This is a genomic window from Moorena sp. SIO3A2 (assembly GCF_010672265.1).
Taxonomy (GTDB): Bacteria; Cyanobacteriota; Cyanobacteriia; order Cyanobacteriales; family Coleofasciculaceae; genus Moorena; species Moorena producens.
In genome coordinates, this window is the sequence record NZ_JAAHHC010000005.1 from 194730 (window position 1) to 219271 (window position 24542).

Annotated in this window: 21 protein-coding genes and 1 pseudogene; 7 read left to right on the forward strand and 15 right to left on the reverse strand. The window is 43.1% G+C overall.

Annotated elements, in window-relative coordinates:
- Positions 1-220 precede the first annotated feature (220 nt).
- The 6 genes from F6K64_RS07060 to F6K64_RS07085 form a co-directional block, all read right to left on the reverse strand.
- A complete protein-coding gene (locus F6K64_RS07060; RefSeq protein ID WP_008188316.1) occupies positions 221-1327 on the reverse strand; it encodes a peptidoglycan-binding protein in 1107 nt (368 codons plus the stop codon).
- Positions 1328-1932: 605 nt separating this feature from the next.
- Entirely contained in the window at positions 1933-3234 is a 1302-nt protein-coding gene (locus F6K64_RS07065; protein WP_008188319.1) for a TauD/TfdA family dioxygenase, read from the reverse strand.
- A gap of 47 nt (positions 3235-3281) precedes the next feature.
- A complete protein-coding gene (locus F6K64_RS07070; RefSeq protein WP_008188321.1) occupies positions 3282-4601 on the reverse strand; it encodes a TauD/TfdA family dioxygenase in 1320 nt (439 codons plus the stop codon).
- Between the two features lie 175 nt (positions 4602-4776).
- Positions 4777-5262: an aspartate 1-decarboxylase gene (gene panD, locus F6K64_RS07075; protein WP_008188324.1), complete on the reverse strand. Its 486-nt coding sequence runs from the start codon at positions 5260-5262 to the stop codon at positions 4777-4779.
- 523 nt (positions 5263-5785) lie between these two features.
- The gene (locus F6K64_RS07080; RefSeq protein ID WP_008188325.1) at positions 5786-6391 is read right to left on the reverse strand and encodes an ureidoglycolate lyase; all 606 of its coding nucleotides are present in this window, start codon (positions 6389-6391) and stop codon (positions 5786-5788) included.
- A 24-nt stretch (positions 6392-6415) separates the two neighbouring features.
- Positions 6416-7810 (reverse strand): methyltransferase domain-containing protein, encoded by a 1395-nt coding sequence (locus F6K64_RS07085; RefSeq protein ID WP_008188327.1) that lies wholly within the window; start codon positions 7808-7810, stop codon positions 6416-6418.
- Between the two features lie 674 nt (positions 7811-8484).
- On the opposite strand from F6K64_RS07085, the gene F6K64_RS07090 reads away from it, so the two are divergent.
- Both F6K64_RS07090 and F6K64_RS07095 read left to right on the forward strand, forming a co-directional pair.
- Positions 8485-10884, forward strand: coding sequence for a heavy metal translocating P-type ATPase (locus tag F6K64_RS07090; protein WP_287265136.1), 2400 nt, complete (start codon positions 8485-8487; stop codon positions 10882-10884).
- Between the two features lie 416 nt (positions 10885-11300).
- Complete coding sequence (locus F6K64_RS07095; RefSeq protein ID WP_008188331.1) at positions 11301-11741, forward strand: FHA domain-containing protein; 441 nt, start codon at positions 11301-11303, stop codon at positions 11739-11741.
- An 82-nt stretch (positions 11742-11823) separates the two neighbouring features.
- Here the strand turns inward: F6K64_RS07095 and F6K64_RS07100 are convergent, their stop codons facing one another.
- Positions 11824-14157: an AAA-like domain-containing protein gene (locus tag F6K64_RS07100; protein ID WP_353813882.1), complete on the reverse strand. Its 2334-nt coding sequence runs from the start codon at positions 14155-14157 to the stop codon at positions 11824-11826.
- Between the two features lie 68 nt (positions 14158-14225).
- On the opposite strand from F6K64_RS07100, the pseudogene F6K64_RS07105 reads away from it, so the two are divergent.
- Positions 14226-15448: pseudogene (locus F6K64_RS07105) on the forward strand (IS4 family transposase).
- Here the strand turns inward: F6K64_RS07105 and F6K64_RS07110 are convergent.
- The 3 genes from F6K64_RS07110 to F6K64_RS38760 are packed head-to-tail and all read right to left on the reverse strand — an operon-like array spanning position 15409 to position 16420.
- Entirely contained in the window at positions 15409-15753 is a 345-nt protein-coding gene (locus F6K64_RS07110) for a hypothetical protein (RefSeq protein WP_008188338.1), read from the reverse strand. The pseudogene F6K64_RS07105 and the gene F6K64_RS07110 sit on opposite strands and share 40 nt — an antisense overlap.
- Positions 15750-16250 carry an AAA-like domain-containing protein gene (locus tag F6K64_RS07115; RefSeq protein WP_008188340.1) on the reverse strand — a complete coding sequence of 167 codons (501 nt, stop codon included), beginning with the start codon at positions 16248-16250 and terminating at the stop codon, positions 15750-15752. Before F6K64_RS07115 ends, F6K64_RS07110 begins: the two co-directional genes overlap by 4 nt.
- Positions 16247-16420, reverse strand: coding sequence for a plasmid mobilization protein (locus F6K64_RS38760; protein WP_008188343.1), 174 nt, complete (start codon positions 16418-16420; stop codon positions 16247-16249). The genes F6K64_RS07115 and F6K64_RS38760 overlap by 4 nt, the downstream gene beginning before the upstream one ends.
- A gap of 64 nt (positions 16421-16484) precedes the next feature.
- Here F6K64_RS38760 and F6K64_RS07120 point away from each other — a divergent pair, with 64 nt between their 5' ends.
- Positions 16485-17705, forward strand: coding sequence for an RNA-guided endonuclease InsQ/TnpB family protein (locus tag F6K64_RS07120; protein ID WP_008188345.1), 1221 nt, complete (start codon positions 16485-16487; stop codon positions 17703-17705).
- On the opposite strand, the gene F6K64_RS07125 is transcribed toward F6K64_RS07120, so the two are convergent.
- Positions 17648-18553 carry an AAA-like domain-containing protein gene (locus F6K64_RS07125; protein WP_052308480.1) on the reverse strand — a complete coding sequence of 302 codons (906 nt, stop codon included), beginning with the start codon at positions 18551-18553 and terminating at the stop codon, positions 17648-17650. The two genes, F6K64_RS07120 and F6K64_RS07125, sit on opposite strands and share 58 nt — an antisense overlap.
- Before the next feature lie 194 nt (positions 18554-18747).
- On the opposite strand from F6K64_RS07125, the gene F6K64_RS07130 reads away from it, so the two are divergent.
- Positions 18748-18903: a hypothetical protein gene (locus F6K64_RS07130; protein ID WP_154659916.1), complete on the forward strand. Its 156-nt coding sequence runs from the start codon at positions 18748-18750 to the stop codon at positions 18901-18903.
- Positions 18904-19243: 340 nt separating this feature from the next.
- Positions 19244-19369: a hypothetical protein gene (locus F6K64_RS07135; RefSeq protein ID WP_267872096.1), complete on the forward strand. Its 126-nt coding sequence runs from the start codon at positions 19244-19246 to the stop codon at positions 19367-19369.
- On the opposite strand, the gene F6K64_RS07140 is transcribed toward F6K64_RS07135, so the two are convergent.
- The 4 genes from F6K64_RS07140 to F6K64_RS07155 form a co-directional block, all read right to left on the reverse strand.
- Positions 19346-20503: a tetratricopeptide repeat protein gene (locus tag F6K64_RS07140; RefSeq protein WP_229419070.1), complete on the reverse strand. Its 1158-nt coding sequence runs from the start codon at positions 20501-20503 to the stop codon at positions 19346-19348. The two genes, F6K64_RS07135 and F6K64_RS07140, sit on opposite strands and share 24 nt — an antisense overlap.
- Positions 20504-21014: 511 nt before the next feature.
- Positions 21015-22106 (reverse strand): hypothetical protein, encoded by a 1092-nt coding sequence (locus F6K64_RS07145; RefSeq protein ID WP_008188351.1) that lies wholly within the window; start codon positions 22104-22106, stop codon positions 21015-21017.
- A 561-nt stretch (positions 22107-22667) separates the two neighbouring features.
- Positions 22668-22886, reverse strand: coding sequence for a hypothetical protein (locus F6K64_RS07150; protein ID WP_131827195.1), 219 nt, complete (start codon positions 22884-22886; stop codon positions 22668-22670).
- Positions 22887-23455: 569 nt separating this feature from the next.
- Positions 23456-24295, reverse strand: a complete 840-nt coding sequence (locus F6K64_RS07155; protein ID WP_044494810.1) for a pentapeptide repeat-containing protein — start codon at positions 24293-24295, stop codon at positions 23456-23458.
- A gap of 71 nt (positions 24296-24366) precedes the next feature.
- On the opposite strand from F6K64_RS07155, the gene F6K64_RS07160 reads away from it, so the two are divergent.
- Positions 24367-24513, forward strand: coding sequence for a hypothetical protein (locus F6K64_RS07160; protein ID WP_154659917.1), 147 nt, complete (start codon positions 24367-24369; stop codon positions 24511-24513).
- Positions 24514-24542 lie beyond the last annotated feature (29 nt).

Sequence of the window (24542 nt, forward strand, 5' to 3'; positions counted from 1 at the left end):
CTCCTTAGTTTACCGTTTTTTGGTCGGAAAATAATTCGGTAGATAGCTTTAAAAAGTCGTGCTAATAGCTTACGCATTTCGCATTTAAATTGTCAGTTACGGAGAAACAATCAATGAAACAATCAATGATGACTTAGGAATGATGAATACCTCTGGAACTTGTGAATGAATGATACATTGTTTTGCCATTGACCATTGGGTTAGGGTCAATGGTTCTCGATTAAAGTCCCATCTTGGCACGGGTTGCTGGGCCGACAACTCCATCTACATCTAAGCCGTTTTGTTCTTGGAACTGCTTTACAACTCCCTCACTACCTGGTCCATAGACACCATCCGGCTCCAGACTATAGCCTGCTTTGGCCAAGGCTTGTTGAATAGCACGTACGTCTTCTCCCTTCATGTAAGGTTGGCTTAGGCGCAGTACCCGAAATTGTATTGACTTGTCAGATTCGGTCTTGGGGGGTACCGAGATCGAAAACCCTTCTGAAAAACTATTGTTTAGTCGTCTCTCGGTTGATGGTCCGTAGGAACCATCTTCGGCAATCCGGTCATTGATATTATAGCGGTTCCAAACTCGCTGGAATGCCCGCACTGCTAGGGAGCGAATGTCTCGGGTCCGTCCGCCTACGTAGTCGAAATGAACTGGGTCCCCCCAACCGAGCCATCGCCAGCCGTACTTCTGGAGGTAAGGTCGCCAGCTCAGGTAATCTGAAATATCAATGGCTAGACCACTTTGGTGATTACTTCGAGACGGACGGGCAGCAATGGGAATACCGCAACGGCGATTTCTGTAGTGGTTATATAACACTAATTGCTGGGCAATGGTGCGATAGGCTGAATTGATTACCATGGGAACGCCCCGGTCTTGAATAGCACGTTCGAGGGCTCTTTTGGCAGCGGGTTGCAGCATAGCCCAGACAGCAGGACCTAGTTCCACATCTAAATCATCAAAACTGATTAGTACATTCGGGATGAGTCGGTTCATTTCATCAATAATCTGTTTGTCTAGCCCCCGAACCACTTCTGTGGAGCAGGAGGTAACATTCCTGACCTTGATGGATATTTTCTTAGGGAACAACTGCTTGTCGTCATCCCAAACTTCCACATGGGGTTCGTAGACGTACCAGGTATTCTTGCCATTAAATTCATCTTTGGTCAAAGCAACCCGCAGGTAAGACTTCTCTTCTTTGAGGTCTACCCAGCTGTGCAGCTCTAGTTCCCTGCCTTTTTTGACCCAAACTTTATCCTCTTCATTTTCGATCTTCTGGCTGGGTACAGGTTGCTGTTTTAGGAAGGTATCATGTACGATTTTCAAAGATAAGACCATCAGTTTCCCTCATAGATGAAATGGTGGCAGTAGTCGTGATTGGTGAGTCGTGATTGGTGAGTGGTAATTGGTGTTTGTTAGTTCAAGTACACTCCTGCCTAGGAGGAGTTATTAGGACGTTTCAAGCTAGCTGTTGTTAGCGGTACCTAACTCAAGACTCTTACACTATATATTTATATTCAATACTAGAGCCTGGGATTATGGGCAAATCCTTGAAAAATTAGCCATAATCCTCCTCTGGTAACGGTTAGAGTCAAGAGGATATCAATGTTGGTGCTTGGTTAGACAGTGAGCAGCTACTGACTCGATTCCTAAGCCCAATCCCTGTTACTGTAATCAGCATTCGAGCCTTAAGTCCTATTATGTCTGCTTTAACAATCCCTCGGGAACCTCTATTAAAATGGGAGGACAAAAATTTTTTTTGCTTGTGCCAGTTTAATAACTAGCATATTATTTAGGAATAAATTACCGATTTGTGATAATGAGCAACTATTATAATAGTTAGGGCGCACCGAGGTGCGCCCTAAAAATAGCTTTAATCTTCTGATGCAAGCGCTGTTTGTTGTTGACAGCGCTTCACTTCCCATCGATTAAGATTATGCATCTCAAACATAGCGATCTGCGAGAATTTCCAAAGCACGGTCTGAGCATCCCATTAACCACAGGTTTGACATCCCAGTTTTCTCCCCTAGCAAAATTCGCCGTCTACAGCGGAAGGTTTCTTCCTCCAAGTAGGCTCCTAGCAAGGTTCGTTTCAGGAAAGGACTCCAGATACCAGTACGTCCATGGAGCACTCGCCAGTTGTCAACTACTAACACCTGTCCAGGAGTCAGTAGAAATTCGGCATTATAGTCAGGATCTTGTAACAGTTGGGAAAATCTTCGGTAGGCTGTCAATAGGTCTTGAATCTTATCGTAGGAAACTTCTAGAGGTATCCTGGTGTTGTGGTTATACCGAATCTGATAAACTTCTCCATTTTCATCTAAGTTAATTAGATGATTACGTCGATAAGCTTCCCATTCGTATTTTCGGGGGCTGAAATCATTTTCCGATAGTTTCTCTTCTACAGAGAGTCGCCGACGACCTGCTGGTATATATTCTGTGGTAAGTAGCTCAAAGAAGTAGGGGTTTTCTGTTTTGATTACCTCTGCTAATTTGAAACCATCAACGACGGTAGAATAGGCTTGTCTGTCGTTATCCGGGTTGTCGTAGAGGGTACATTGCAGATATTGGATTCCAGTGGGAATATCGAAGGCAGTAACGTCTGTATGATTTCTTAAACGCCCCAATTGATAAGAGTGTTGGATAGCTTGAGCAACTGTGTTTTGTCTATCCATAGTAAATACATTGGTGGGATGATAACGTTGCCGTAAAGGCCCCACCCGTTCCACCAATGCCCGAAAGCTTTGTTCGTCATTTGGAGCATTCTCAATTATTGCTACCCCTAGTTCGACGAGCTGATTTAAGTAAGACAATAAAACGTCGTCATCATTCATCACCTCATGATAATCAAAATAAGAGATAGATACTGATGCATCCCAAAGTTGAGGTTTTGATTTTTGTTTAAGGGCTGGGTCATTGTAACAATGAACTCGTAGCCAGGAAGGATCGAATACACTGTGATGCCCTGTTTCCTGACCACCCCAGACAATATCCAAATTCCCTTCAGGATCAATTGTCACCTTTTCAGTAGTTGGGTTTAAAGGAATTTTGAGGAGGTCATGTCCGCTATTGAGGCTTAAGGTATCTCGCTGAAAGCATTTAGGACAGCGACAGCTATCTAGGAGCCAGAGATTATGGTAAAAGCTTTGATGGCCATCTTTCCAAGTGATCTCTACGCCATTGTCACTGGTTGCCATGGATTTGATACAAAAAGCAGGTTTGAGTTGTCGAAGTAGCGTGGTCATGTTAATTTCAAGCTCCTATGTATCAAGCTGCTATGTATGTCGTTTCTTTAGATTGTGGTGCGGTCTGCCAGAATTTCTAAAGCACGGTCTGAGCATCCCATTAACCAGATATCTGACATACCGCTTTTCTTACCTAGTAACAGTCGCCGCCTGCTACGGAATGTTTCTGGCTTCATGTAGGCTCCCAGTAAAACTCGTCGCAGCTGAGGATTATGAATGGCGGTACGCCCGTGGAGTAATCGCCAGTTGTCGTTAACTAATACTTGTCCCGGAGCGATCAGAAATTCGGCGTTATATTCAGGAGCTTCAGCTAGCGCTGTAAATGCTTGGTAGGCTGCATATAAGTCTTGAATCTTATCAGGAGAAACCTCTAGTGGCACTCGGTCTGTTTCATGGTGACGAATCTGGTAGACTTCACCCGTTTCATCCAAATTAATTACATGCTGACGATGATAAGTTTCCCATTGGTACTTCTTGGTGCCAATTTCATGCTTAGATACTTTTTCTTCCACACCCAGGCGACGGCGACCTGTTGGCACATACTCTGTGGTCAGCAACTCGAAGAATTTTGGCTGTTGGGTTCTGAGAACTTGGGCAATTTTAAATCCATCCACTAACGTGGAATATGCCTGTTTGTCATAGTCTGGGTTGTCGTATTGGATACATCCGAGAAATTGCAGTCTGGGAGGAACGTTGTAAGACACATGGTCTGTGTGATTATGTAAACGTTGCATATACTGATAGGCGTGGTGAATATTCCCTGCCAGTTTGTTTGCTGTATCCAACGTAAAGATATGGGTGGGATGATATCGTTCTTGGATCGGTCCAATCCGCTCTATCAGTGCCTGAAAACTTTCTCGATTCTTGGGCACGTTGTCAATGATGACTACTCCCAATTCCAGCATCTTGTCCAACCACAGCAACAGTGCCCAATCGTCTTTCATCACTTCGTAGTAATCGAAATGAGGGATGGACACTGATGAATCCCACAGTTGGGGTTTTCGTCGCTGTTTGAGAGCGGGGTCTGTTTGACAGTGAACTCGCAGCCAAGATGGATCGAATACACTGTGATGTCCAGGTTCTTGACCGCCCCAGACTATATCCAAATTGCCTTCACGATCAATCTTGACCGCTTCAGTGATGGGATTGAGTGGCATTTTCAGGGGGTCATGTCCTTCCCCTTCTGAGCTGTTAAGGCTCAATGTATCCTGCTGGAAGCATTCGGGACAGTGGCAAGCATCCCGCAGCCAGAGGTTATGGTAAAAGCTATGATGACCATCTTTCCAAGTGACTTGTACACCGTTGTTGTTCACTGCAACTGATTCAATCCGAAAAGCGGCTTTGAGTTGCCGAAGTAGGGTTGTCATCTTTCACCTTTATGCTTTGTATTACTTGCTTCCGATTTATTTGAAAACAGGACTTACGCGCTTAAGTGTATTTAGCACCCCTATCTACCAAATTATGGATATTTATGGAAAGTAATGATGTCAAAATACCCCAATTTTGGGGTATTTAGGAGGCAAATGCGTAATTCCTGGAAAACTAGGCTTCAGCCCCCACCATTACCTCTGACTTAGAGGTCAATTGTTTGCCGTTACTGGTTTGATAGCCGTTGTATTCCAGTTTCTCTCCATTAGGGGTGAGAGTAGGGGTGAGAGTCTGGTAAAAAACTTCTTGACAGCAGTTGTTTTCATCAGCAATCAGTACCCGCGCTTGGTGTCCGCTACTCAAAATTTCAGCGCGATCGCATTGCTCGTTTGCCCAGATAATCAAGGTATCTCCCTCTTTGCACAGTAGCGCTCCCCCTCCATTGGGACAAATTTTTCCTGAACCTGCTTCTCCTGGCAAAACATAGGTTGACCAGCGATTGCCATTGTCAATGTTGACAATTTCTACTTCTTCGAGGGGTAGGATCCCTACCTGTGCCAGCAAGTCGGAGTCAATCGTGACACTGCCCACATAGTGGCGGTTTGCCTCAGTTACACGCACTCGATGTAGCTTGGCGTGCATTAGTTTGATGGTCGCCATGATTTATTCTCCGTTGAGTTGAATGAATGAATTGAATGAATTGAATGAATTGAAATTCAATTGACGTGAACGAGCCTATTTCTGGACTTAGCCATTGGCATTTTACGCTCTCTATTTGAGATTGCTATACCATCGCTCCACTAATCACTAAAAACCTAAATCACTTCGGTTCTTCAGTGATTTATGAGTCTATAAATACGGATTTTTTTTCGTCTGCCATGATTACTAAATAGGCGATTTTTAGCAGCTATTCAGTAATAGAAGTTGACACATTTTTTTACACATCATTTTCCAGAAAATACATCGATTTACCTTTCTCCCTCCCACCCTAAGCCCCCTAAATCCCCCAATTATGGGGGACTTTAAGTCTATTTCCCCCCAAACTTGGGGGGCTAGGGGGGCGAATTTTTTTGTAACTGGCGCTCTAGCTCCTTTAGAAGCGGCTAAGGAAAATACTTGCACTTCAAATTATAGAAAATCATCTGTTTCTATCTATTCCGTGCTGTGTTGGCTATCTATATTGTCAGTCTTCTTCAGGTTTACGAAGGGGAATCTTTAGACAAGTATCTTGCTCCTTCAACAATAGACAATCTACTGTAGCATAGATACTGCCTTGCTTATTTTTATAGACTACTTCTCCAGAAAGCGGTAGGGGAGCTGTGTGCCATACTCCAGGATGAATTGATATGCCGTAACTACCATCGGAGTAAAGCGCTACAAAATCTTCTGGTTTGACATTGTCCCCAGGAGGAGCTAATAAAAAAATGCTAGGTTCACCATTTTTAGGAATAAAAGCCTCTCCTGCATCTAGATGGGCGCTAAGCCAATTCACTAGCACATAGTTAGAGTTAGTCTCAGGATCAACTATAGCCTTTCCTGCTGCACCACCGCGAGCATTTTTATGGTCAGCGGAAAGCACGGTAGAACCACGCCAATATACTTTGAACTCGTCTTCAATAAATGTACCATAACCCCCCCTAGCAATAAGAGGTCGTTTTCCTGGGTTTGGCCATTTACACAACTCTATTTCAACATCTTCAAAATCCGTGAATACAGTTCCTAATCCTTCAGCATTTTTTGAGTTCAGCTTTTTTAATGGAACGTCATAGTATTTGCATGGTGTAGCCATGATTTTCCCTTAAACTATCAGCAATTAGTGCTTTTTCAGCACTAGAGCAACCATTGGTTCTGTTTCAAAGATGTTAAACTCTACTCGATCGATTATACTCCATGAAAGCTCTTGGACAACCTCTTGTAATGAATCGTTGCTTTCGTGGTAGTCAACTCGCAGGGTTAGGACAAAATATCCTCCAGACTTCAATAGCTCGAATAAGTTTCGCAACCCTTGAGGATGGGCGTGACCAAAGGTGAATACCCCCACCGCCAAAATCCCGTCGAATGCCTCAGGAGTAGAGAAGGTTAGAGCTTCTGACACGTTTGCTTGGTGCAAGGCAGTGTAAACTTGCTTTTTCCTAGCTACCTCTAGCATTTCCTCGGAGAGGTCAACTGCTGTAATGTTGGTGTATCCTAGCTCTGCCAGAGCCTCACCCACCATTCCTGTACCTGCACCAACATCAAGAATGCTTGCTGCTTTATTTGGCAGTACGTTTGCCAGAGCCTTTGCGGATTGAACGGGAGAGCAGCGATAGGGCTCGTCTAAGTCAGCATCGTAAATGGTAGCCCAAGCATCGTACTTATCCTGTAAGGTTTTTTCCTCATTGGTTTCGTAGATCCACGAGAGGCGATCGCTGACCTTTTGAGAGCGATAGAAACTCCATCCCAGTTCCCGAGCTACAATCGCCGCACACATCTTATCATAGGAAGCGCTAAGTTTCGGATACTTGCTCAGAGCTAGCTCTGACAACAGTTGGTAGCTCTTATTGAGGTGTTCGCTCAAGTCTTTAGCTTCCAACACCATCAAGCCAATTTCTCTGAGTGTTTTTGCGTAGGACTCATAGCTAAATGTTGGTTCAAACAGTAGTCGTTGATAAACGTGCTTTTGGCCTTCTGGGCTGATCTCGGACACTGGAGTGATCAGATCATCGAACAGGAAGATGCCTTGTTCCTGAAGAACACGGTAAATCTCCTTCAGAGCTAGCTCTCGCTGGTGGACATGGTAAATGGTGGCTTGGCTCCACACATGGGTAAAGGAATTGTCTGAGAAAGGTAGGCTAGTTACTGATGCTTTCTGAAAGGACAGGCGTAGGGAGGGATACTCCTGAGCCAAAGCGTTGGCATTGCCAACCCGGACTGCACTGATGTCAATGCCGACAACTTCACATCCTGTCTGCTGGGCTAGCCAGATAGCGGTGTTGCCGTTGCCGCAACCGATATCAAGTACCCGAGATTCACTAGTCAGCCCACTGCAGGCGAGCATATATTCATTCCAACGGTGGCAAGCTGGGACAAAGTCTTGAGCACGAGCGTCAGCTAAGTTGTCAAAATAGCCCCAATGTAAACTGCCTTCAGAATCCCAGAAGCTACGATACATGCTGTCTTCGTGATCGTAAAACGCTTCTGTGTCTGCTTCTGTATATTTCTGTGTCATTTGCTCCGTCTAAGTTGAGACTTACAAGTGAGACTTACTAGATTTTCAGGGAAGTTCCCTTCATGAGAGTAAATTCATAAGTGCTCGTTTCTTGAAATACTTCATATTTCCTTCATATTTCCTTGATATTTTCCTTCATATTTCCTGGCCTTTTGGCCTTTAGGCCACGCGTGCGCGTTCGGCCACGCTACGCGAACAGATTTTTTAAAAATCGGGATCGGGCGTTTTAAGGTATCGTTAGCCCTGGGGTCAACTCTGAAAATCCAATGTTAGCGCGACCTGGGAGTATCAATTAATTTTGGAAAGCTCCATTACAGCAGCTAGGGGATAGTTTAGCCGAGTACTTTACCTATGGGGAAATTGCAATCGCAATTCTATTGACTAAGCTGCTGGCAAAGCTCATTGATTTGGGGCTTTTTTTTCTACACTATTCATACCTCCAAAACTTGTCGAAACCCTTAAGTTAGTGCTATCTCGATTATCTAAGCTGACGGAGCTTTTTTTCCAAGTGTTCTGCTGTCGTGATTAACATAAAAAATAAAATAATGATAACCATTAATAATACCCACTGTAGCCTAGTTGAGCAGCTCTTAGCTTAAGCTGGAAATTAGAGGAATATGTTGCTCTTAATCCTCTAGGCTTTGCCACTATTCCTGAAGCTGTTCACTAAATCTATGCCAAAATCTATCCCAACTTATCCCAAGACTACCTTAACCCAACCAGCTTTGCCTGTAGAAACGATCACATTAGATGTAACTGGCATGAAATGTGCTGGTTGTGTTGGTGTGGTGGAACGGCAACTGAGCAGTAACCCTGGAGTATCGAAAGCCTGTGTCAATCTGGTAACTGGGGTAGCTGTGGTCGAGTATCAAGCTGGTGAGGTGGAACCAACTGTCTTAGCTGAGCTGCTTACATCAAAAGGGTTTCCTAGTCAACCCCGTTTACCTGAAACTGAACAGGGAACTAAGAGCCAGGATAGGTTAACACCAGCCCAGAGACATCAGCAAGAAGCTAGAGCATACCGCCAGCAACTAGTGATTGCTGCTGTCCTGATTGTCTTCTCTACAGTCGGACATATCGGTCATTGGTTCCATGGACCAATGCTGCCAGTATTGAGTACTTTGTGGTTCCATTGGGGACTGGCAACTCTAGCGCTATTATTACCTGGACGCTCTATTATAGTGGAGGGTGGGCGCGGTTTGTGGCACGGTGCTCCCAATATGAATACGTTGATCGGACTGGGGGCAGTGACGGCTTACACCACTAGCTGTGTGGCATTACTATTCCCTAACCTGGGATGGGAATGTTTCTTTGATGAGCCAGTGATGTTGCTGGGTTTTATTCTCTTAGGTCGGACCTTAGAGCAAGGAGCAAGATATCAAGCTACTGCTGATTTTGAGTCTTTGCTATCCCTACAGCCTCAGGTCGCCCGTTTGATTGGAACATTAGACAGTACAGAAGGTGATCAAACGGGTATCGAAATTCCTGTGGAGCAAGTCCGGGTGGGAGAATGCTTAAGGATATTACCTGGGGAAAAAGTTCCTGTAGATGGGGAAGTGATTACGGGAGTGTCATCGATTGATGAGTCAATGCTGACGGGGGAATCCCGACCAGTATTGAAGCAACCAGGGGACATGGTTACTGGTGGTACATTGAATCAATCGGGAGTGCTGGTGGTAAAGGCAATCCGTACTGGTAGGGAAACTACTCTGGCACAAATTGTAGCACTAGTGGAGGAAGCGCAAACTCGGAAAGCGCCAGTACAGCAGTTAGCGGATTTGGTAGCAGGGTATTTTACCTACGGGGTGATGGCGATCGCATTTTTAACCTTCCTATTTTGGTACGTGGCTGGGACTAAAATCTGGCCAGAGGTCTGGTCAACCATGGCGGCTTCTCCATTACTGTTGAGTTTGAAATTAGCGATCGCAGTTTTAGTGATTGCTTGTCCCTGTGCCTTGGGTCTAGCCACACCTACCGCCATTCTAGTCGGTACCAGCCTGGGGGCAAAGCGGGGTTTATTAATCAAAGGTGGTGACATTTTAGAACAGGTGCATCGGCTGGATACTGTGGTTTTTGACAAAACTGGTACCCTAACTCAGGGTCAACCTACGGTTACCGATTGCCTGCTGATTCAACCTGAGACAGAGAATGACCAACAGAGCGCTATTGGTACGAAAACCATTGCTCTATCTTCTGCTAGCCAATTGCTGCAACTGGCAGCAGCAGCAGAAAGTGGCACATCCCATCCCTTAGGTAGCGCAATTCTTACCGAAGCTCAACAGCAACAGTTACCGATGTTAGGGGCTCAAGATTTTTACACAGAACCAGGATTGGGACTATCAGCTTTAGTAGAAAACCAACGGGTAGTGCTTGGCAGTGCAGACTGGTTGAGTAAGCAGGGTGTTACCATCAGTGATACTGCTCAAGCTGAAGTCAAGGCTTTGGCAGATGGGGGGAAAACAGTAGTTTACGTAGCCGTTGATGGGCTACTAGTTGGGTTAATTGCTGTGAATGATGTTCCGAGAGTCGAGGCTAAACAAACAGTAGAACACCTCAAAGACCAGGGATTGCGGGTGATGATGCTAACTGGTGACAGACCCGAAGTGGCGGCTGCTGTGGCCAAAACTTTGTCAATAGAGCCAGAGGATGTTATTGCTGGGGTGCTTCCCGATGGCAAAGCTAATGCGATCGCAAACCTTCAAGACCAGGGAAACTGTGTGGCTATGGTGGGAGATGGCATCAATGATAGTCCAGCTCTAGCACAAGCTGATGTTGGGATTGCCTTGCATGGGGGAACCGATGTGGCAGCGGAAACAGCAGGAATTATTCTGATCACAAATAACTTGCTCGATGTGGTCAAGTCCATAGATCTATCACGAGCCACCTTCAACAAAATCCGCCAGAATCTGTTTTGGGCATTCGGTTACAATATATTGGGTATTCCCATTGCCGCTGGTGGGCTACTACCAGGATTTGGCATGGTACTTTCTCCTGCTGCTGCTGGTGCCTTCATGGCTTTCAGCTCAATCAGTGTTGTCACAAATTCACTGCTGCTAACCCGTTTACGGAATTAGATCAAGTCCAGTTGAATACCTATAATAGACCATCAGAGCAGCAAGGTTTCAGAAGGCTACAGTATCCTGGGTCGTCGGAAGCCACCGCCATAGGGTAAGCTTCGCGTCTGGTAGTTTACTTTTATTGATTCAAGGGATAATCAGATAATGCTCAGCAATCAGGAGAGTTTTCTAGGTAAATCAGTACCTAAGGAATCGCGCAAAAATAACTTACCTATTACAGGTTAGTTGAAACAAGGATTTAATAACGCCATTCCTTGAGCAGCAAGAGTTACACCTCTGAATTAGTATGCACAAATGGTAAACTTATTACTGTGCAATTCCTAAGTCAGTCGCAAGCTGGTTGAGAGCTGTGTCAATGTAAGTAAATAAGAGCATTGTTCTCAACCAATTACCCTTTTGATCACGAGCGATTCATGGCTACACAATCTGACCACAACCATTTATTGATTATTGAGGATGACAAGGGAAGCAAGCAGATTCCTTTGGAAGAGGAGGTATATTCTATCGGTAGAGATCCAGAGTCTGATATCCGCCTGTTTTCAAAGTTTGTGTCTCGCCGACATGCCACCTTAGTAAGGCGTAGACGTTCTGATGGTAGTCCCTACTACCGAATTTTTGATGGTAACCTCAAAGGTAAGGCTAGTTCCAATGGCATTTTAATCAATGGTCGTAAGCTTCAAGCCCATGATCTCGAAGATGAAGATGAGGTAATTTTTGCGCCTAAGGTCAGTGCTAAATATTATCTACTCAAGCGAGAGAATACCCCAACTGATCCAGTAGATCAAATGGATGAGTATGATATTACCCTAATTAATCCCGGTATGATTGATGATTCGGAAGAATGGGATAATTAGTAAGTAAATGACCGCCAAGATAACCTTAAAATTGATAATTTTAAGGTTATAGTTTGAGCGGTTAGCTACAGGATGTTAAAGTCTACCAGTCGCAACGGGAGAATAGAACACTCAGAAAAGACTTGCGCCAAGGAGTCACTGGGGGGTCTCCTCCCCGGAAAGTCGCAGTACGATTATCCTTGGTGTTCCACGGTGCCAAGGGTAAGTGACCTTCCTCGGCTTTGTTTTTGTTGAAAATTTCTGCAAACCAGTTGACTTTTTCCCACCACTCGTACCATGTTTCATCTAATAATTTATCATACTCTCCCTTGGGTAAGCCACGCTCAGCAATAATTTTGTCCAAGATCTGCTTTTGTACACTGAAGCCAAACTTGCCATCTGAGTGTTTGACCCAAAGGGTGTTAAGAGTAAGTAGCTTTTGGCAGGAGCATTGTTCAATATGTTCGACATTGAGCCAACCTTCTTTTTCTCGATCAGCTATGTAAAGCATGATACGAACATTTTTTAGGTCAGCATCTTTCCAGTTTGCCGACTTCATAAAGAAGTGAAGTTCAGCTAGGAAGTGATTGAAAAGAGAGTTTTTGACCATTTGATAGTCTTGACCGTTTTCAGATAGTAACTCAATGTATTCTCGATGAAAATTTTCTACGGCATTCGTTGAAAGTATTGACTGTTGTTGAGGAAGAAAGCTAGGTATAGGAATTTCTGTATCGAGATCAACGTTTGGAAACTTTTTCCAAGCAGTATCAAGTCTATCAAAGGCTTGCTTGTAAGCTTGTAATGCTTCCTCTATATTCCCTTCTTTCCTCAGTATACTCCCCTGGACTCTTTTGACATGAACGTAAATTGCCCATTCTTCGGGGACATTTACATTTGATTGTGAGGATAAGAGATTTTTTTCTTCTATCTGTTCAATTTTTTTTGTAGCCTCATTCCAACGTTCGGTTGCTTTACTATTCTGTTTTATTTCTTGATACTTCTGACTAAGTTGCTGATTAGCTAAAGAAATCGAAGCTAGGAGCATGGCTTGCTTGATATTGCGTTTGTCTTCTTGGATTAGTGTAGACTGACTGACTTGAAACCATGCCTCTTGTGCTTCAGAATACAGCCCCTTTTGTTGGAGTTCTGTAGCAAGTTCAGAGAGCCTATTAATGGTTTGGATATCTTCTTTGATTTTTTTATGAGCAGCTTTAGCTTCCGCTACCATGATCACTTCTTTTGCTGCCACTAATCCTGAAACAATTGCTCCCAACACAGCTATACTGAGCACCACAGCGCCAATCTGAATCCGCCGTTGAGCCTTCCGATTCGCCTCAGTTAGTACCTGATTTCTCTTCTGGGTCGCTTCCCGATCCTTCCTCTCTCTGTCTAATTGAGCAATTTGCTCCTCAATCCCCTTCTTTTCACTGGCCGCCAAAAACTGCTGATCCAAATAACTTAAATTCTTTCTTTTCGCCCAAGCCTGAGCATCCTTGAGAGCCTTCCCCCGCAACAATAGCGATTCATCCTGACATCCCGACGCCACCCAAGCCCTAAACCCTTCTGAATAGGGACGTAATGCAGCTAATTCTTGTTCAATCCAGTCTTGATTAAAGACTTGATGGTAGATACGGTTATATACTTTAAGAACTGGAAAAGCTCCAACTCTCTGCTTGAATACTAATCCAGATAACTGTAACTTACCTTCCTCAAAACTGTTATTAGCAACAACTTCCCCCTGTTGCCACACCTGCTGATACAATTCCAACAAGTAGGCAGACCGTTGCTCATTACTGAGAATGCGATCGCGTATGGTCTTCAAATGTTCTGGCTCATCGGTAGCTTCCCAGTTCGAGATCACATGCGATCGCACCAATTTCTCAATCCATTCCTTCTCCCCCTTTTTTAAGGGATCGAAAACCGAGGCAGAACTAACCACCAACTGACACAGCTTTTGGGTAAGAAAGGGCTGTCCTCCTGTCCAGTCTAATATCTCCTGGATAACAGCCTGGGGGTTGCTGACCTGTCCCGCCAATCCCCTGACTAACGGCTCAACTTCATCTCTTTGAAAGCCATGTAACTCTACCGCCCGTCCAATATTAAAAGGGGTTCGGTCTTTATCTCCAATCAAATCCCCTGGTGTAGCCACCCCCAACAGCACAAAACTAAGGCGATTATAGGCAGAATTTTCCGCCCGTTTGTTGTAACAAGCTCGAATTAGGGCAAAGAAGTCATCTTTGAAGCTTAATTGCAGAACACTATCGATTTCATCAATAAAAATAACAATTGGTTGAGCAATATATTCAAACAATACCTCTTTGATAAACTTACCAAAGCACTGTACCGGAGAAATCTTTTGGTGCTGTTGAAGCCAATGGTATTCATCAAACCTGTCGTAGCTGGGGGGGCGACAAGCGGCCTGTAACCCTTGATATATATTAAATTGAGCGAATTATGGTAAAAAAAGATAGGTCATAAATTGTCAATACGACCTACCAATCGAGAATGATACAAGAATTATATCAAAAACATCTAAAAAATCTACTTTCCGAATCTCAATTATTGTTTTTTTACCTTGTAGTAATTATTGTACAAGATATCAAAAATGTTAAACTCGAAAAAATGGCTGAATCTTGTCTTGGTGCAGTCGCTCATGGGGGAAACCCCCAAGACCGCGCTGCACCGCTACCTTTGCCTATTAAATGTAACTCAAGGCGTAAAAAGTTACAGAGATTTTTGTCATTACCAATATTTAAAGTCAAAAAACTGTGGTTTCCAATTATTAGAGAATGGGTCTATCAAACATTTGATAAACAGGAAACAATTTATTTAGCTATCGATAGAACTAATTGGAATAACAAGAATTTATTGATGGTTAGCTTAATTTATAAAAACCGAGCACTTCCCGTTTATTTTGAACTTCTATCAAAATTTGGCTCAAGTAACTTTTCGGAGCAGAAACAACTATTTTCAAATATCATAGGGCTATTTGATGACTATAAAGTTGTAATTTTAGGAGACCGAGAATTTTGTTCAGTAAAATTGGCTGAATGGCTCGACAAACAAGGCTTTAACTTTTGTTTAAGACTTAAAAAATCTGAGCAAATTGAATTAAAAAATCAGGGGTGGATCTCCTTAGAAAACTCTGGGTTAAAACCAGGAATTTCATTATTTTTTGAAAAGGTTAAAGTCACAAAAACTCAACAAATATCAGGATTTAGTGTCGCTTGTAAATGGAAAAAAAGTTATCGAAAATCCGTGACCAAAGAAGGTTGGTTTATTTTAACAAATATGAACGAAGCCTCTGAGGCAATCTCCGCTTATAAAAAACGTTTTAATATTGAACAAATGTTTCGAGATTATAAAAGTGGTGGATATAATATGGAAGGCAGCAATGTAGTCGGAAAACGTTTTATATCTTTAGTTATCATCATGTCTTTTGCTTATTTTATTGCCACAATCAAAGGAGAAATAATTAATAAAAAAGGAGTTCAGAACTATGTTACTAGAGTCAAAAACTATGGGCGATTAACTAAAAGGCATAGCAGTTTTTATATTGGAATGTATGCTCACAAATGGATTAATTTTATGGATAAATGTTGGGAATTAGTTTATGCTTTGATGCGTTTAAGTCGTCATAAGCTCGATAATTATTTACGAGGTATGAGAGCTATGAAGCTTATACAGTCTACTTTTTAGCTCTCATGTCGCCCCCCCAGCTGTCGTAGAGTTCCAACTCAGACACCAACCCACTAATCAAACCGCCATACCATTCCCGTGGGGGAATCTGTTGCGACCCCAGCATGGTAGTATCAATAGAAGCACAAACAATTTCTTCTTGTTGCAACCGTTTTACTGTTTGAACTTTCAAAGAAGACTTCCCCATCTGACGGGAATTTAAGACATAACAAAATTCCCCTGCTTTTAGGTATTGATACAACTCCTCATCGGCCTGACGTTTGACATAACTGCTAGCATTAAGGGGTAATGCGCCGCCTACTTGATAGATTTGCATAGTCTGGGTTTCCATCATGGGGTCTGCTGGAATCGCGCTTGAAAATACTCCCGATACAACTGACAACGGAGAGTGACTTGATGTCCTTGTAAATTCACTAATCCCATACTGTGTAGTTTGTAAGCTGATCGGGATTCTAAGGGAATCGGACAACTGGCCTCAATCACATCTTTAAAGGCATCAGCCAAAGCTTGATGTTGCTGTAGCATCTGCCAGAGGTGTCGTAGATGATTGCGATAAATCCCAGCTTCGGTGGCAGCATTGTTTAATACTTGCTCAAGGTAACCAGTACCATTAAATTTGAGATGGTTAAAGCATTCGCCAATTAAATAGGGATGTCCCCCTACTAACCCCTGCAATTGCTCAACCTCAGATGCTGTACAATCAAGTTGGTATTGTTGCGCTAATTCAATAATTTGCTCTTGGGTCAATTCCGGTAACTCAATCGGAACACCAACATTAAACGGGGATTCGTTAAGGTTCAGCTTTCTGGCAAAAGGAGCCCCACATCTCAATACGTAGTATGAGTGTGGGAGGAATTTTGCACAGAGTCTTTCGGCACAGGGAGGCGAGCTATGAAGCTTCTGAGTAATTCGGAGCAGGTCATTCCCCTACGATCAGCCTCTTCCTGTAATTGCTTTTTCTCAAAATTGGTCACTCTGACTACGAGCTTTTGATCTTTCATTATGGGTTGATACCTGTTGCCACGACTGTTATACTAATAGTAGGTCGAAAAACAGGAGAAATCAATGAGAACGGCGTACCAGTACAGACTAAGACTAACAAAATTGCAAGTGATGGAGATAGAAAGATGGCTGGACATGTTGCGCCACCAATACAACTATTTACTTGCTGACAGGTTTAGCTGGTACGAACAAAATCGCTGCTCTATTAACTCCTGTCCTCTTATTTGCCATTTGCCTGAACTTAGAAATAATCCTAATTACTTTTCACAGAAAAAAACTTTACCTCAATTAAAGAAAGATAGGCACTGGTACAAAGCTATTCATGCCAATGTACTACAAGACTGCGTCAAGAAGGTTGATTTAGCCTTTAAGAGATTCATAAAAGGTGACTCTAATGGCAAGAGAAGTGGCAAACCCAGATTCAAGAGTAAGAACAGGTATAAGTCTTTAACTTTTTCTGCTTTTTCCAAAAACCCTATTCAAGGGAACAGGTTGAACCTTCCTAAGTTTGGATGGGTCAAAATGGTTTACCATAGACCAATTCCAGACGGATTTAGAATTCAAACTGCCACGGTTACACGTAAAGCTGATGGATACTATGTGACCTTGTCATTACAGGATGATACTGTCCCTGAGGTGATCCCGATTGAACAAGTATCAAATCCTGTTGGTATAGACATGGGTCTCAAGTCATTTTTGACCAAGTCCGACGGGACAGAGGTGCAAATCCCCCAGTACTATCGGAAAGCTCAGAAACGATTAAAGAAAATTCAGAAAGCTGTCAGTAGATCTAAGAAAGGCAGTAACAACAGAAAGAAGGCTGTTGTTAAACTAGGTAAAGCTCACAAAAAGGTAGCTGATACCAGAAAAGATTTTCATTTCAAGACAGCTAAAGGGTTGTTAGATGATCACGATCTAATTGCTCATGAAAAGTTGAATATAAAGGGATTGGCTAAGACTAAAATGGCCAAATCCGTCCTAGATGCTGGCTGGGGTCAATTTCTGTCTATCCTGTCAACCAAAGCCGAAAATGCTGGGTTGGTCACGATTGCAGTAAATCCTCGGAACACCAGTCAAAACTGTTCTAATTGTGGTCAAAAAGTACCAAAGGAATTAAAAGACCGCATTCATTCCTGTCCTCATTGTGGATATATCGAGGATAGAGATGTTAATGCGGCTAGGAATATATTGAATTTGGCGGTGGGGCATCCCGTCACTAGTAAAGCTTACCGAGTAACCGAACCGTTAGGTGGTTTTGGTAAGAAGCCTACACTGAATCTGTAAAGATCAGTGTAGGAGTATGTCACGGGAATATAAACTTCTGTGGAATGAACTACCACTAATCGGAGGCGTTCTAAACGTTTACCCATCTTGGCTTTCTCATGCCAAGCCCTTAGCATTCCTAAAAAGTCTGATGCCACATCACGGTGAGGAAAAACTCGGTCAACTTCATCCAAACATAGGACTACTGGCCTGTTAACCTGCCTTAGCAAATACCGTTCAAAGTAGTTGGTACAAGCCATTTTACTGGTCGATAATCCTTCGTACCAGTAATCAGCTAATCGATTAGCTAATCCTAAACTCTCACTGACACAGAAGCTAAACCACTTTAGTAATGAATTAAGATTGGCAAGGTCAGCGTGGTTAGCCAGGTGCAGGTTAATATACACAGTTTGATAGCCCTGCTGGGCAACCAACTTTCTCAGCACTCTAGCTATCAGTAAGGTCTTCCCCATTAGACTTGGTGCTTTAATTCTCACCAAGGCACCGGGACGTAAAAGTGTTTGATAACAAGTGGTTTCAATGGGAGGACGTTCAACATAATAGTCAACGTCAGGGATAGCTTCGTCCTGATCTAAATCCGGTTTCCACGGATCTGGATTAACATTGCTATTGCTTGGTGTGCTTTCAAGATCTAGAAGAGCGATCGCTTTCCAGTCTTGTCCCAATTTTTCACTAATTTCTTGAAAATTCAGGTTATCGACAGGTCGGCCATTGAGGTAATTATTGAGGGTTGATAGAGATATCTCCAATTCCTCAGCTAAGTCTTTCTGGCGAGGATAACCGTTGCGCTTAAGGGCTAATTTAACCTGGTCAATATACTCGGGATGAACTCTGAGTGAGCGAGACATAGGTTCGGTCTGATCAACTACTCAAACTATAACTATCTTTTATAGTCACTCAGCCCAACTCAGGTACAACTCAGGTACAAGTCGGCAATGAATTATAAGTTGGCCATAACTCATGTCAGCTCAACAGCTTCCAAGGTTTGAACTGCTTTAGCCCCAGGGTTTGATGAAATTGTAGTTCACCTGAAACAATTTTCATGAACAATCTCGAAAGCTTCCAAACCCTTCTGGAAATTGTGTTACTAGTTCTAACCCTCTCTAGTGAATCTCCATTGTTAGGTATTGTTGCTGCTATTTGTGCATTGTTGTATTTCTTGAGCGACTCTGATGATTCAGATCAAGGTGAGGAGTGAAGCGGTTGTCTAGCTCCGGAGATGGGAAGATAGGGAAATGGGAAGATAGGGAAATAGGAAGATAGGGAAATGAAATTGATCTTTATTCCTAATTTCCAGCATTGGTATAAATATACCGGCGTTCCTGATTATGGGTATGGTTTCGCCCCCCTAGCCCCCCAATTCTGCGGTGCGACCCGTGGCGAATTTAATTCGCCGACGGAAAGCGCACCGGTGGGGGAACAAAACTTTCTTGCGTCCCCCAGAATTGGGGGATTTAGGGGGCTTTAACAAAAACAGATGATCGCGCATTCATTCCTTAATTCAGCAATGCCAAGATACCAACTTCATCGATAACTACTTGATACACAAGTACCGATTCCCGATTCCCGATTCCCGATTCCCGATTCCCGATTCCCTGTACTATAGTCGTTATTTTAACAACTATAGACCTAAAATATTACTACAAATTTTGCCGATTGACTAGCTGAATTTTATTGACAAAATAAGCTTCTCGATGCTGCAATGACTCAGCCAAGTCTAGCCCCTTTTGAAATGCTGCTAAGGCTTGAGGATAATTGTTCATATCCAGATAAATTTGACCAATGTTGTCGTAAGTATTCATCAAGCCATAGTAATTATAGGACTGTTGTTCAACTTGCAGCAAAACCTCATAAACTTGCAAGGCAAACTCTGGCTGCTTAGAGGTAAGGTAAAGTTGTGCTAGAGGTTGTAGTGCTTCGCTAGCATGGGCAAACTGCTGTAGAGACCAGGCTAAGGAATAGGCTTCCTGATAGGTTTGACTAGCTTTTTCTGGTTGATTGAGGCTGTTGTAGTCAGATGCGATCGCAATTTTCAGGGCTGGAATCTGGGTATCATTACCTTGATTTAGGTAAATGTCCACTAATTGCTGCTTTTTGGGCAATGCCTGGTCCGGTTGTTGGTCTTGGTCGTAGATATAAGCTAGCTCTTGTAAATAAGCCACTTCTTCATTTATGCGTTCGCGAAGCGGTTCCAAAGGAACATCGGTCTGAACTTGAGCCAGTAATTCCTCATAGGTTTCTGCTGCTTTGGGATAATCAAACCAAGCCATGTGCAATTCACCCATGGTCTTCAAGGTAGCCTCAACCGCTGCCATATCGCCCTGGTTTCGAGCATCAGCGAGAATTTGCTCATAGACTGTCAAAGCTTGTCCTGGCAATCGAATCTGTTCATAAGCCTTACCCAAAGCTTTTAACAGTGGCAGATTGATCGAGTCTTCTGCTTCATTTTCCTGCTGAATCTCTTCCAAGCGTGCCGTAATTAGTTGTACTGACTGCTTATTGTTTTCATTCCAGGCAACTCCTCCTACTCTGCCCAAGGTTTGCACTTCTGCCACGGGATCCCCTAGCACTCGCCGCAGCCGGATTTCCCGATACCAGATGTCAAAGGCTTTGGATTGATTACCAGCTTTGAATTCAGCTTCAGCTTCAGCATTCAGTTCATCCAACGCTTGCTTGAGTCTAGAACGTTCGGAGGGGTTGAGAGGTTCGTCTGGGGATAAGGAAGGAAGGAGGGGATCAGGAGCAGTCAGTTCCAATGGATTGGGATTATCATTATCACTAGATTGGGATAAGGTCACACTAGCAAAACATAACGGGAGTATAGCAGCCGATAATGCTATAATTATATATTTTTTTAGTTTGGGTGCGAAATGATGTAAGCCCAAGGTAGCCATAAGGAAACTAAAGAAGGTTACTACCAGTTAGACTAGCGATTTTAGGTTCAAACTGACATCTGGCCCTATTCTGCAGTAAGCCACCTGATCCGCCTGGGGAGTTATACCAATTCTTAGGGCTTACACACCTACACATCAATTTCATCTGGCCATCTCCCCATCTGGCCATCGGGTGCATCTTAATGCATGCAATTAGGCAAAAATTCTAATAAAATCTCCAGACTTCCCGCGCCCGGGCCCCGCGCCCGGGCCCCACACTTCCCGTCTTTTTTACAAATATGAGATGCACCCTGGCCATCTGCATCTGTAGTCCTACTTTGAAGAATTGGTATTATTTCTGCCTGCCTGCACTAGTCTGACCGCTTCCGGGACGAAGTTTGTTCCTGCCACCAAGATTTAGGACTGCTAGATGATATCATAACGCCTTCTGCTCCAGGTCAGAGAATAACTCCAGCAGTCCTTTAGTATAAGGAAGCAAGAGGTACATCTGATCTGACTCTATACGAGCGTTTAGTTCATCCACCAGCAACTGCAACATTTTTTCCGCCAGCTTCCAACTTACGTCTACGCTAGGAAATACCAGTAAACACAACGGCAACAGTTCCTGTTCTATTGATGTCATATTCCCCTCCAAAGCACATAGCCATAGGTAACCCTGGAACATTTCTAAATCTCTGATAGTCGAAGCCTTAATTCCTGGATCGTCCAACCCTCCCCGACGGCTAAAATGACCAGAGTGCAATTCCTCTGTGCGTTGGTAGACAGTCTGAGCAATATCCTGACTAACAGGTAAGAGTTGCTCCACTAAGGCTAAGGTAGGTGAGTTAAAATCATGCAAAGCCGCTGCATTACAGATTCGTTGCCAGGGGATAGAAACTTGCTCCTCGACAAACTTAAAGTAGGGACTGAGCAAAATTTGTTCTGGCAATGTCAGCCGATTGAGTACTAACTGAGTGCTGAAGTGAAACTGTGTGGTAACAAAACCAATGGCTCGACGGTCTTTTGCTGATATATGTTGCTGCCGCAGTTGCCGCAATACAGGTTCGAGAGAGGTGGCTAGCTTTTCTATAGCTGGCAACTCTAGCGCTACCATTGTCCACGGGCTAGAGAAATCTGTGAAGAAATTAATTGTCTCCCCTAGTCGTATTGCTGCCATTAAACTAGGATTCGGTGATTGCTCTTGGTAAATTTCCAGTACCTTTTCGTAAACGGAGCAAACAAATTCAGCAATTCGCTTAGCCTCGGTCAAATTAACCACATTAGGAATATAGGAGAACATAGCATCTGTTTTAATTCCCGCACACTCACAGTTAATCTGGATTAAACGCTGTAACTTGGTAACCGTTTTATTGCGCCCCTTTCTGGAAGCAAATTCTAGCAAATCATAAATCTTTAAAACACCATTTTTGGAAGCAATAATTGATAAATCGGGTACATAGCGATTTGACCAAAAATTTACTAATCGCTCAACCGATGTTTTGTTGAATCTTGGAGTGTTGATCAGCAAAGCTTTTTCCTCGGATGTCTAAAAAACTATTTCTATAATCCCTTTAAGTCAATTTTTCATTGTGGCGTTAAATCCAACAATTAATTGTGAAAGCTTTAAAAAAGCTGTAGAGCACTCCATGACAACTAATAGCAAATACCAATTATTCGGTAGATTTACAACAAATAAATCCCCTGAATAATAGGTAATGGCTAGGGAAGAATTAGTAATGAGGAATTGGTAATGGGTCATGAGTCATGGGTAATTTGAGTAGGTGCATCCCATTGTCATAGAAATAAAATTTTGTCAGAGGAGGTCAGGAAAATTGCGGAGGTTCCAACCGATGACTAAAATCTCCGCCAGTTTCATCTTGCCCATCTTCCCCATCTTCGCCATCTTCTGCAAACAGATTCCCTTGAATTGCCCTCACTTATTTAGTGTTTGTATTATTTATACACATGATAAACGTGATTCATGATCATTATGTTAATTTTTGTTAAAGTTTATTTAAAAAAACAACACAATGATCAGATATAGCGTTTCTAAATGAGTTGTGAACGCAAAACTAGCTGAAAGTCTTAGTTAAAGACAGTGCTTGTTTCCAGGGCTATAACATTTCTGAAAATGCGCTCTTTGTGTGTCTAGTCCAAACTGGCACCGTCTTTGAGCCTGAGCCATATTTGAAAAGTCATGAGAACGATAGATATTTAGAGCAAAGTTACGAGCAACGGCAAAGATTTGAGGTAACTGATGCATGGGAATACGTGAAGCATCTTCACCCTGAGTAACCGAAGCGCACATAATCAACCTTGTTCTCTACACCCCAATATCCAAGGGATGCCCTGGGCAAAGGACTCAGCAGACAAGGGCGTAAGAAGCAACATAGTAGCGTGTTTCCTTTTCCAGACGGTGTTGCCTCCCCTTTTTGAATTGTCGAACACTTTCCACTCGAATCAGAGTCTAATGCCCTGGCCAGGGCTGGATGTTGTCGAGTTGGTTGCAGATGCGTGCCAGCCTATGTCACTTATGCTAAAGAATCTGAGGGCTTTTGCGAGTTAGCACAATTGTTACTGCTGAAGACCTTTACTGGATAAGTGGTTTGGGTTGCACAGCTTTGCTGATTAATGGAATGATTGAGGGTAATTGGTAATTGGTAATTGGTAATTGGTAATTGGTAATTGGTAACAGGTAACAGGTAATTAGTAAATTGTAAAAGGTAATTAGTAACATTTTACAATTAATTATTAACAGGTTATTTGTAATTATTAAGTGGTAATTTATAACCAGACATAATATCAGTTGTTAATTTTGCTATAGCGTTTCGATTTGATGTGTGAAACAAGCCAGGGCTGATCAAAAACTGGGTTCAACTATTGATGCTGACTGCCACTTGGCATAATCGCTTTGCTAAGTTTAGCTTCACGCAGGTTAGCCTGATTCAGATTAGCATCAATTAAAACAGCTTCAATCAATATTGCCTCGCTAAGATTCGACCAACACAGGTTAGCTCGGTATAAATTAGCCTTGGTGAGATTAGCACCATGGAGAATTGTCCAACTCATCCTTGCTCCTCTGAGATTCGCATCCGTTAGGATAGTGTTTCTCATGGTGCAGCCACTTGCTATTGCACCACTCAAGTCTGCTTGATTGAGATTGGCCTTAGTCAAGTTGGCTCCACTGAGCAGGGTATGGGACAAATTTGCCCCAATCAGATTCGCTTCGATCAGAATACAATTGTTGAGGGATGCTCCCTCCAAAATCGCTCCGTCCAAGAGGGCTTGGGAAAGCTTGGCTCGGTTCAAGGATGTGCTAATCAGTTTTGCGTGACTCAAGTTAGCATTCTGGAGAATTGCCTCACTCAGAATTGCTTCACTCAGATTAGCTTTACTGAGGTTGACTCCAATCAGGCGGCAACTGCGTAGATTAGCATTACTCAAGTTAGCCTTAGTTAGATTTGCCTGACTCAGGTTACTAACAATAAGGTTGGCTTCACACAGGTCACTTCCCTGTAGATTAGCACCAGATAAATTCGCTTCTCGCAGATTGACACCTTTAAGAATAGCGCCCTTGAGACAACTCTGGCTGAGATTAGCACGTCGTAGGTTAGCTTGGCTCAGGTTTACTCCCGCCAGAGATACTCCCTGTAGATTAGCTTCTGGAAAGTCCCGTTCTCCAGCAGCATATCGCTTCAGTAATTCTTCCCCATCCATCATCATTCCTGTAACCTTGACAACTAATAAGCTAGGTGGTATTGCTCTATGGCATCTAATATGAATTATTATTGCTAGACTATGCTACTTTTATTTGCCAAAGTGCCAGCAAAAAGCGCAATGATAGTGTAATCGTGTATTGGTCAGACAATTATGAAATATTAGGGAATCGGGAATCGGGAATCGGGAATCGGGAATTTGGACGGGGGAATCACTAGAGTGTGTTTGTGTTAACCAAGAGATAAAG

Bases quoted from the DNA above. Each gene is read 5' to 3' on its own strand.
- F6K64_RS07060 (WP_008188316.1), bottom strand. From the start codon at position 1,327: ATGGTCTTATCTTTGAAAATCGTACATGATACCTTCCTAAAACAGCAA.
- F6K64_RS07065 (WP_008188319.1), bottom strand. From the start codon at position 3,234: ATGACCACGCTACTTCGACAACTCAAACCTGCTTTTTGTATCAAATCC.
- F6K64_RS07070 (WP_008188321.1), bottom strand. From the start codon at position 4,601: ATGACAACCCTACTTCGGCAACTCAAAGCCGCTTTTCGGATTGAATCA.
- panD (WP_008188324.1), bottom strand. From the start codon at position 5,262: ATGGCGACCATCAAACTAATGCACGCCAAGCTACATCGAGTGCGTGTA.
- F6K64_RS07080 (WP_008188325.1), bottom strand. From the start codon at position 6,391: ATGGCTACACCATGCAAATACTATGACGTTCCATTAAAAAAGCTGAAC.
- F6K64_RS07085 (WP_008188327.1), bottom strand. From the start codon at position 7,810: ATGACACAGAAATATACAGAAGCAGACACAGAAGCGTTTTACGATCAC.
- F6K64_RS07090 (WP_287265136.1), top strand. From the start codon at position 8,485: ATGCCAAAATCTATCCCAACTTATCCCAAGACTACCTTAACCCAACCA.
- F6K64_RS07095 (WP_008188331.1), top strand. From the start codon at position 11,301: ATGGCTACACAATCTGACCACAACCATTTATTGATTATTGAGGATGAC.
- F6K64_RS07110 (WP_008188338.1), bottom strand. From the start codon at position 15,753: ATGATGGAAACCCAGACTATGCAAATCTATCAAGTAGGCGGCGCATTA.
- F6K64_RS38760 (WP_008188343.1), bottom strand. From the start codon at position 16,420: ATGAAAGATCAAAAGCTCGTAGTCAGAGTGACCAATTTTGAGAAAAAG.
- F6K64_RS07120 (WP_008188345.1), top strand. From the start codon at position 16,485: ATGAGAACGGCGTACCAGTACAGACTAAGACTAACAAAATTGCAAGTG.
- F6K64_RS07125 (WP_052308480.1), bottom strand. From the start codon at position 18,553: ATGTCTCGCTCACTCAGAGTTCATCCCGAGTATATTGACCAGGTTAAA.
- F6K64_RS07130 (WP_154659916.1), top strand. From the start codon at position 18,748: ATGAACAATCTCGAAAGCTTCCAAACCCTTCTGGAAATTGTGTTACTA.
- F6K64_RS07150 (WP_131827195.1), bottom strand. From the start codon at position 22,886: ATGTGCGCTTCGGTTACTCAGGGTGAAGATGCTTCACGTATTCCCATG.
- F6K64_RS07155 (WP_044494810.1), bottom strand. From the start codon at position 24,295: ATGGATGGGGAAGAATTACTGAAGCGATATGCTGCTGGAGAACGGGAC.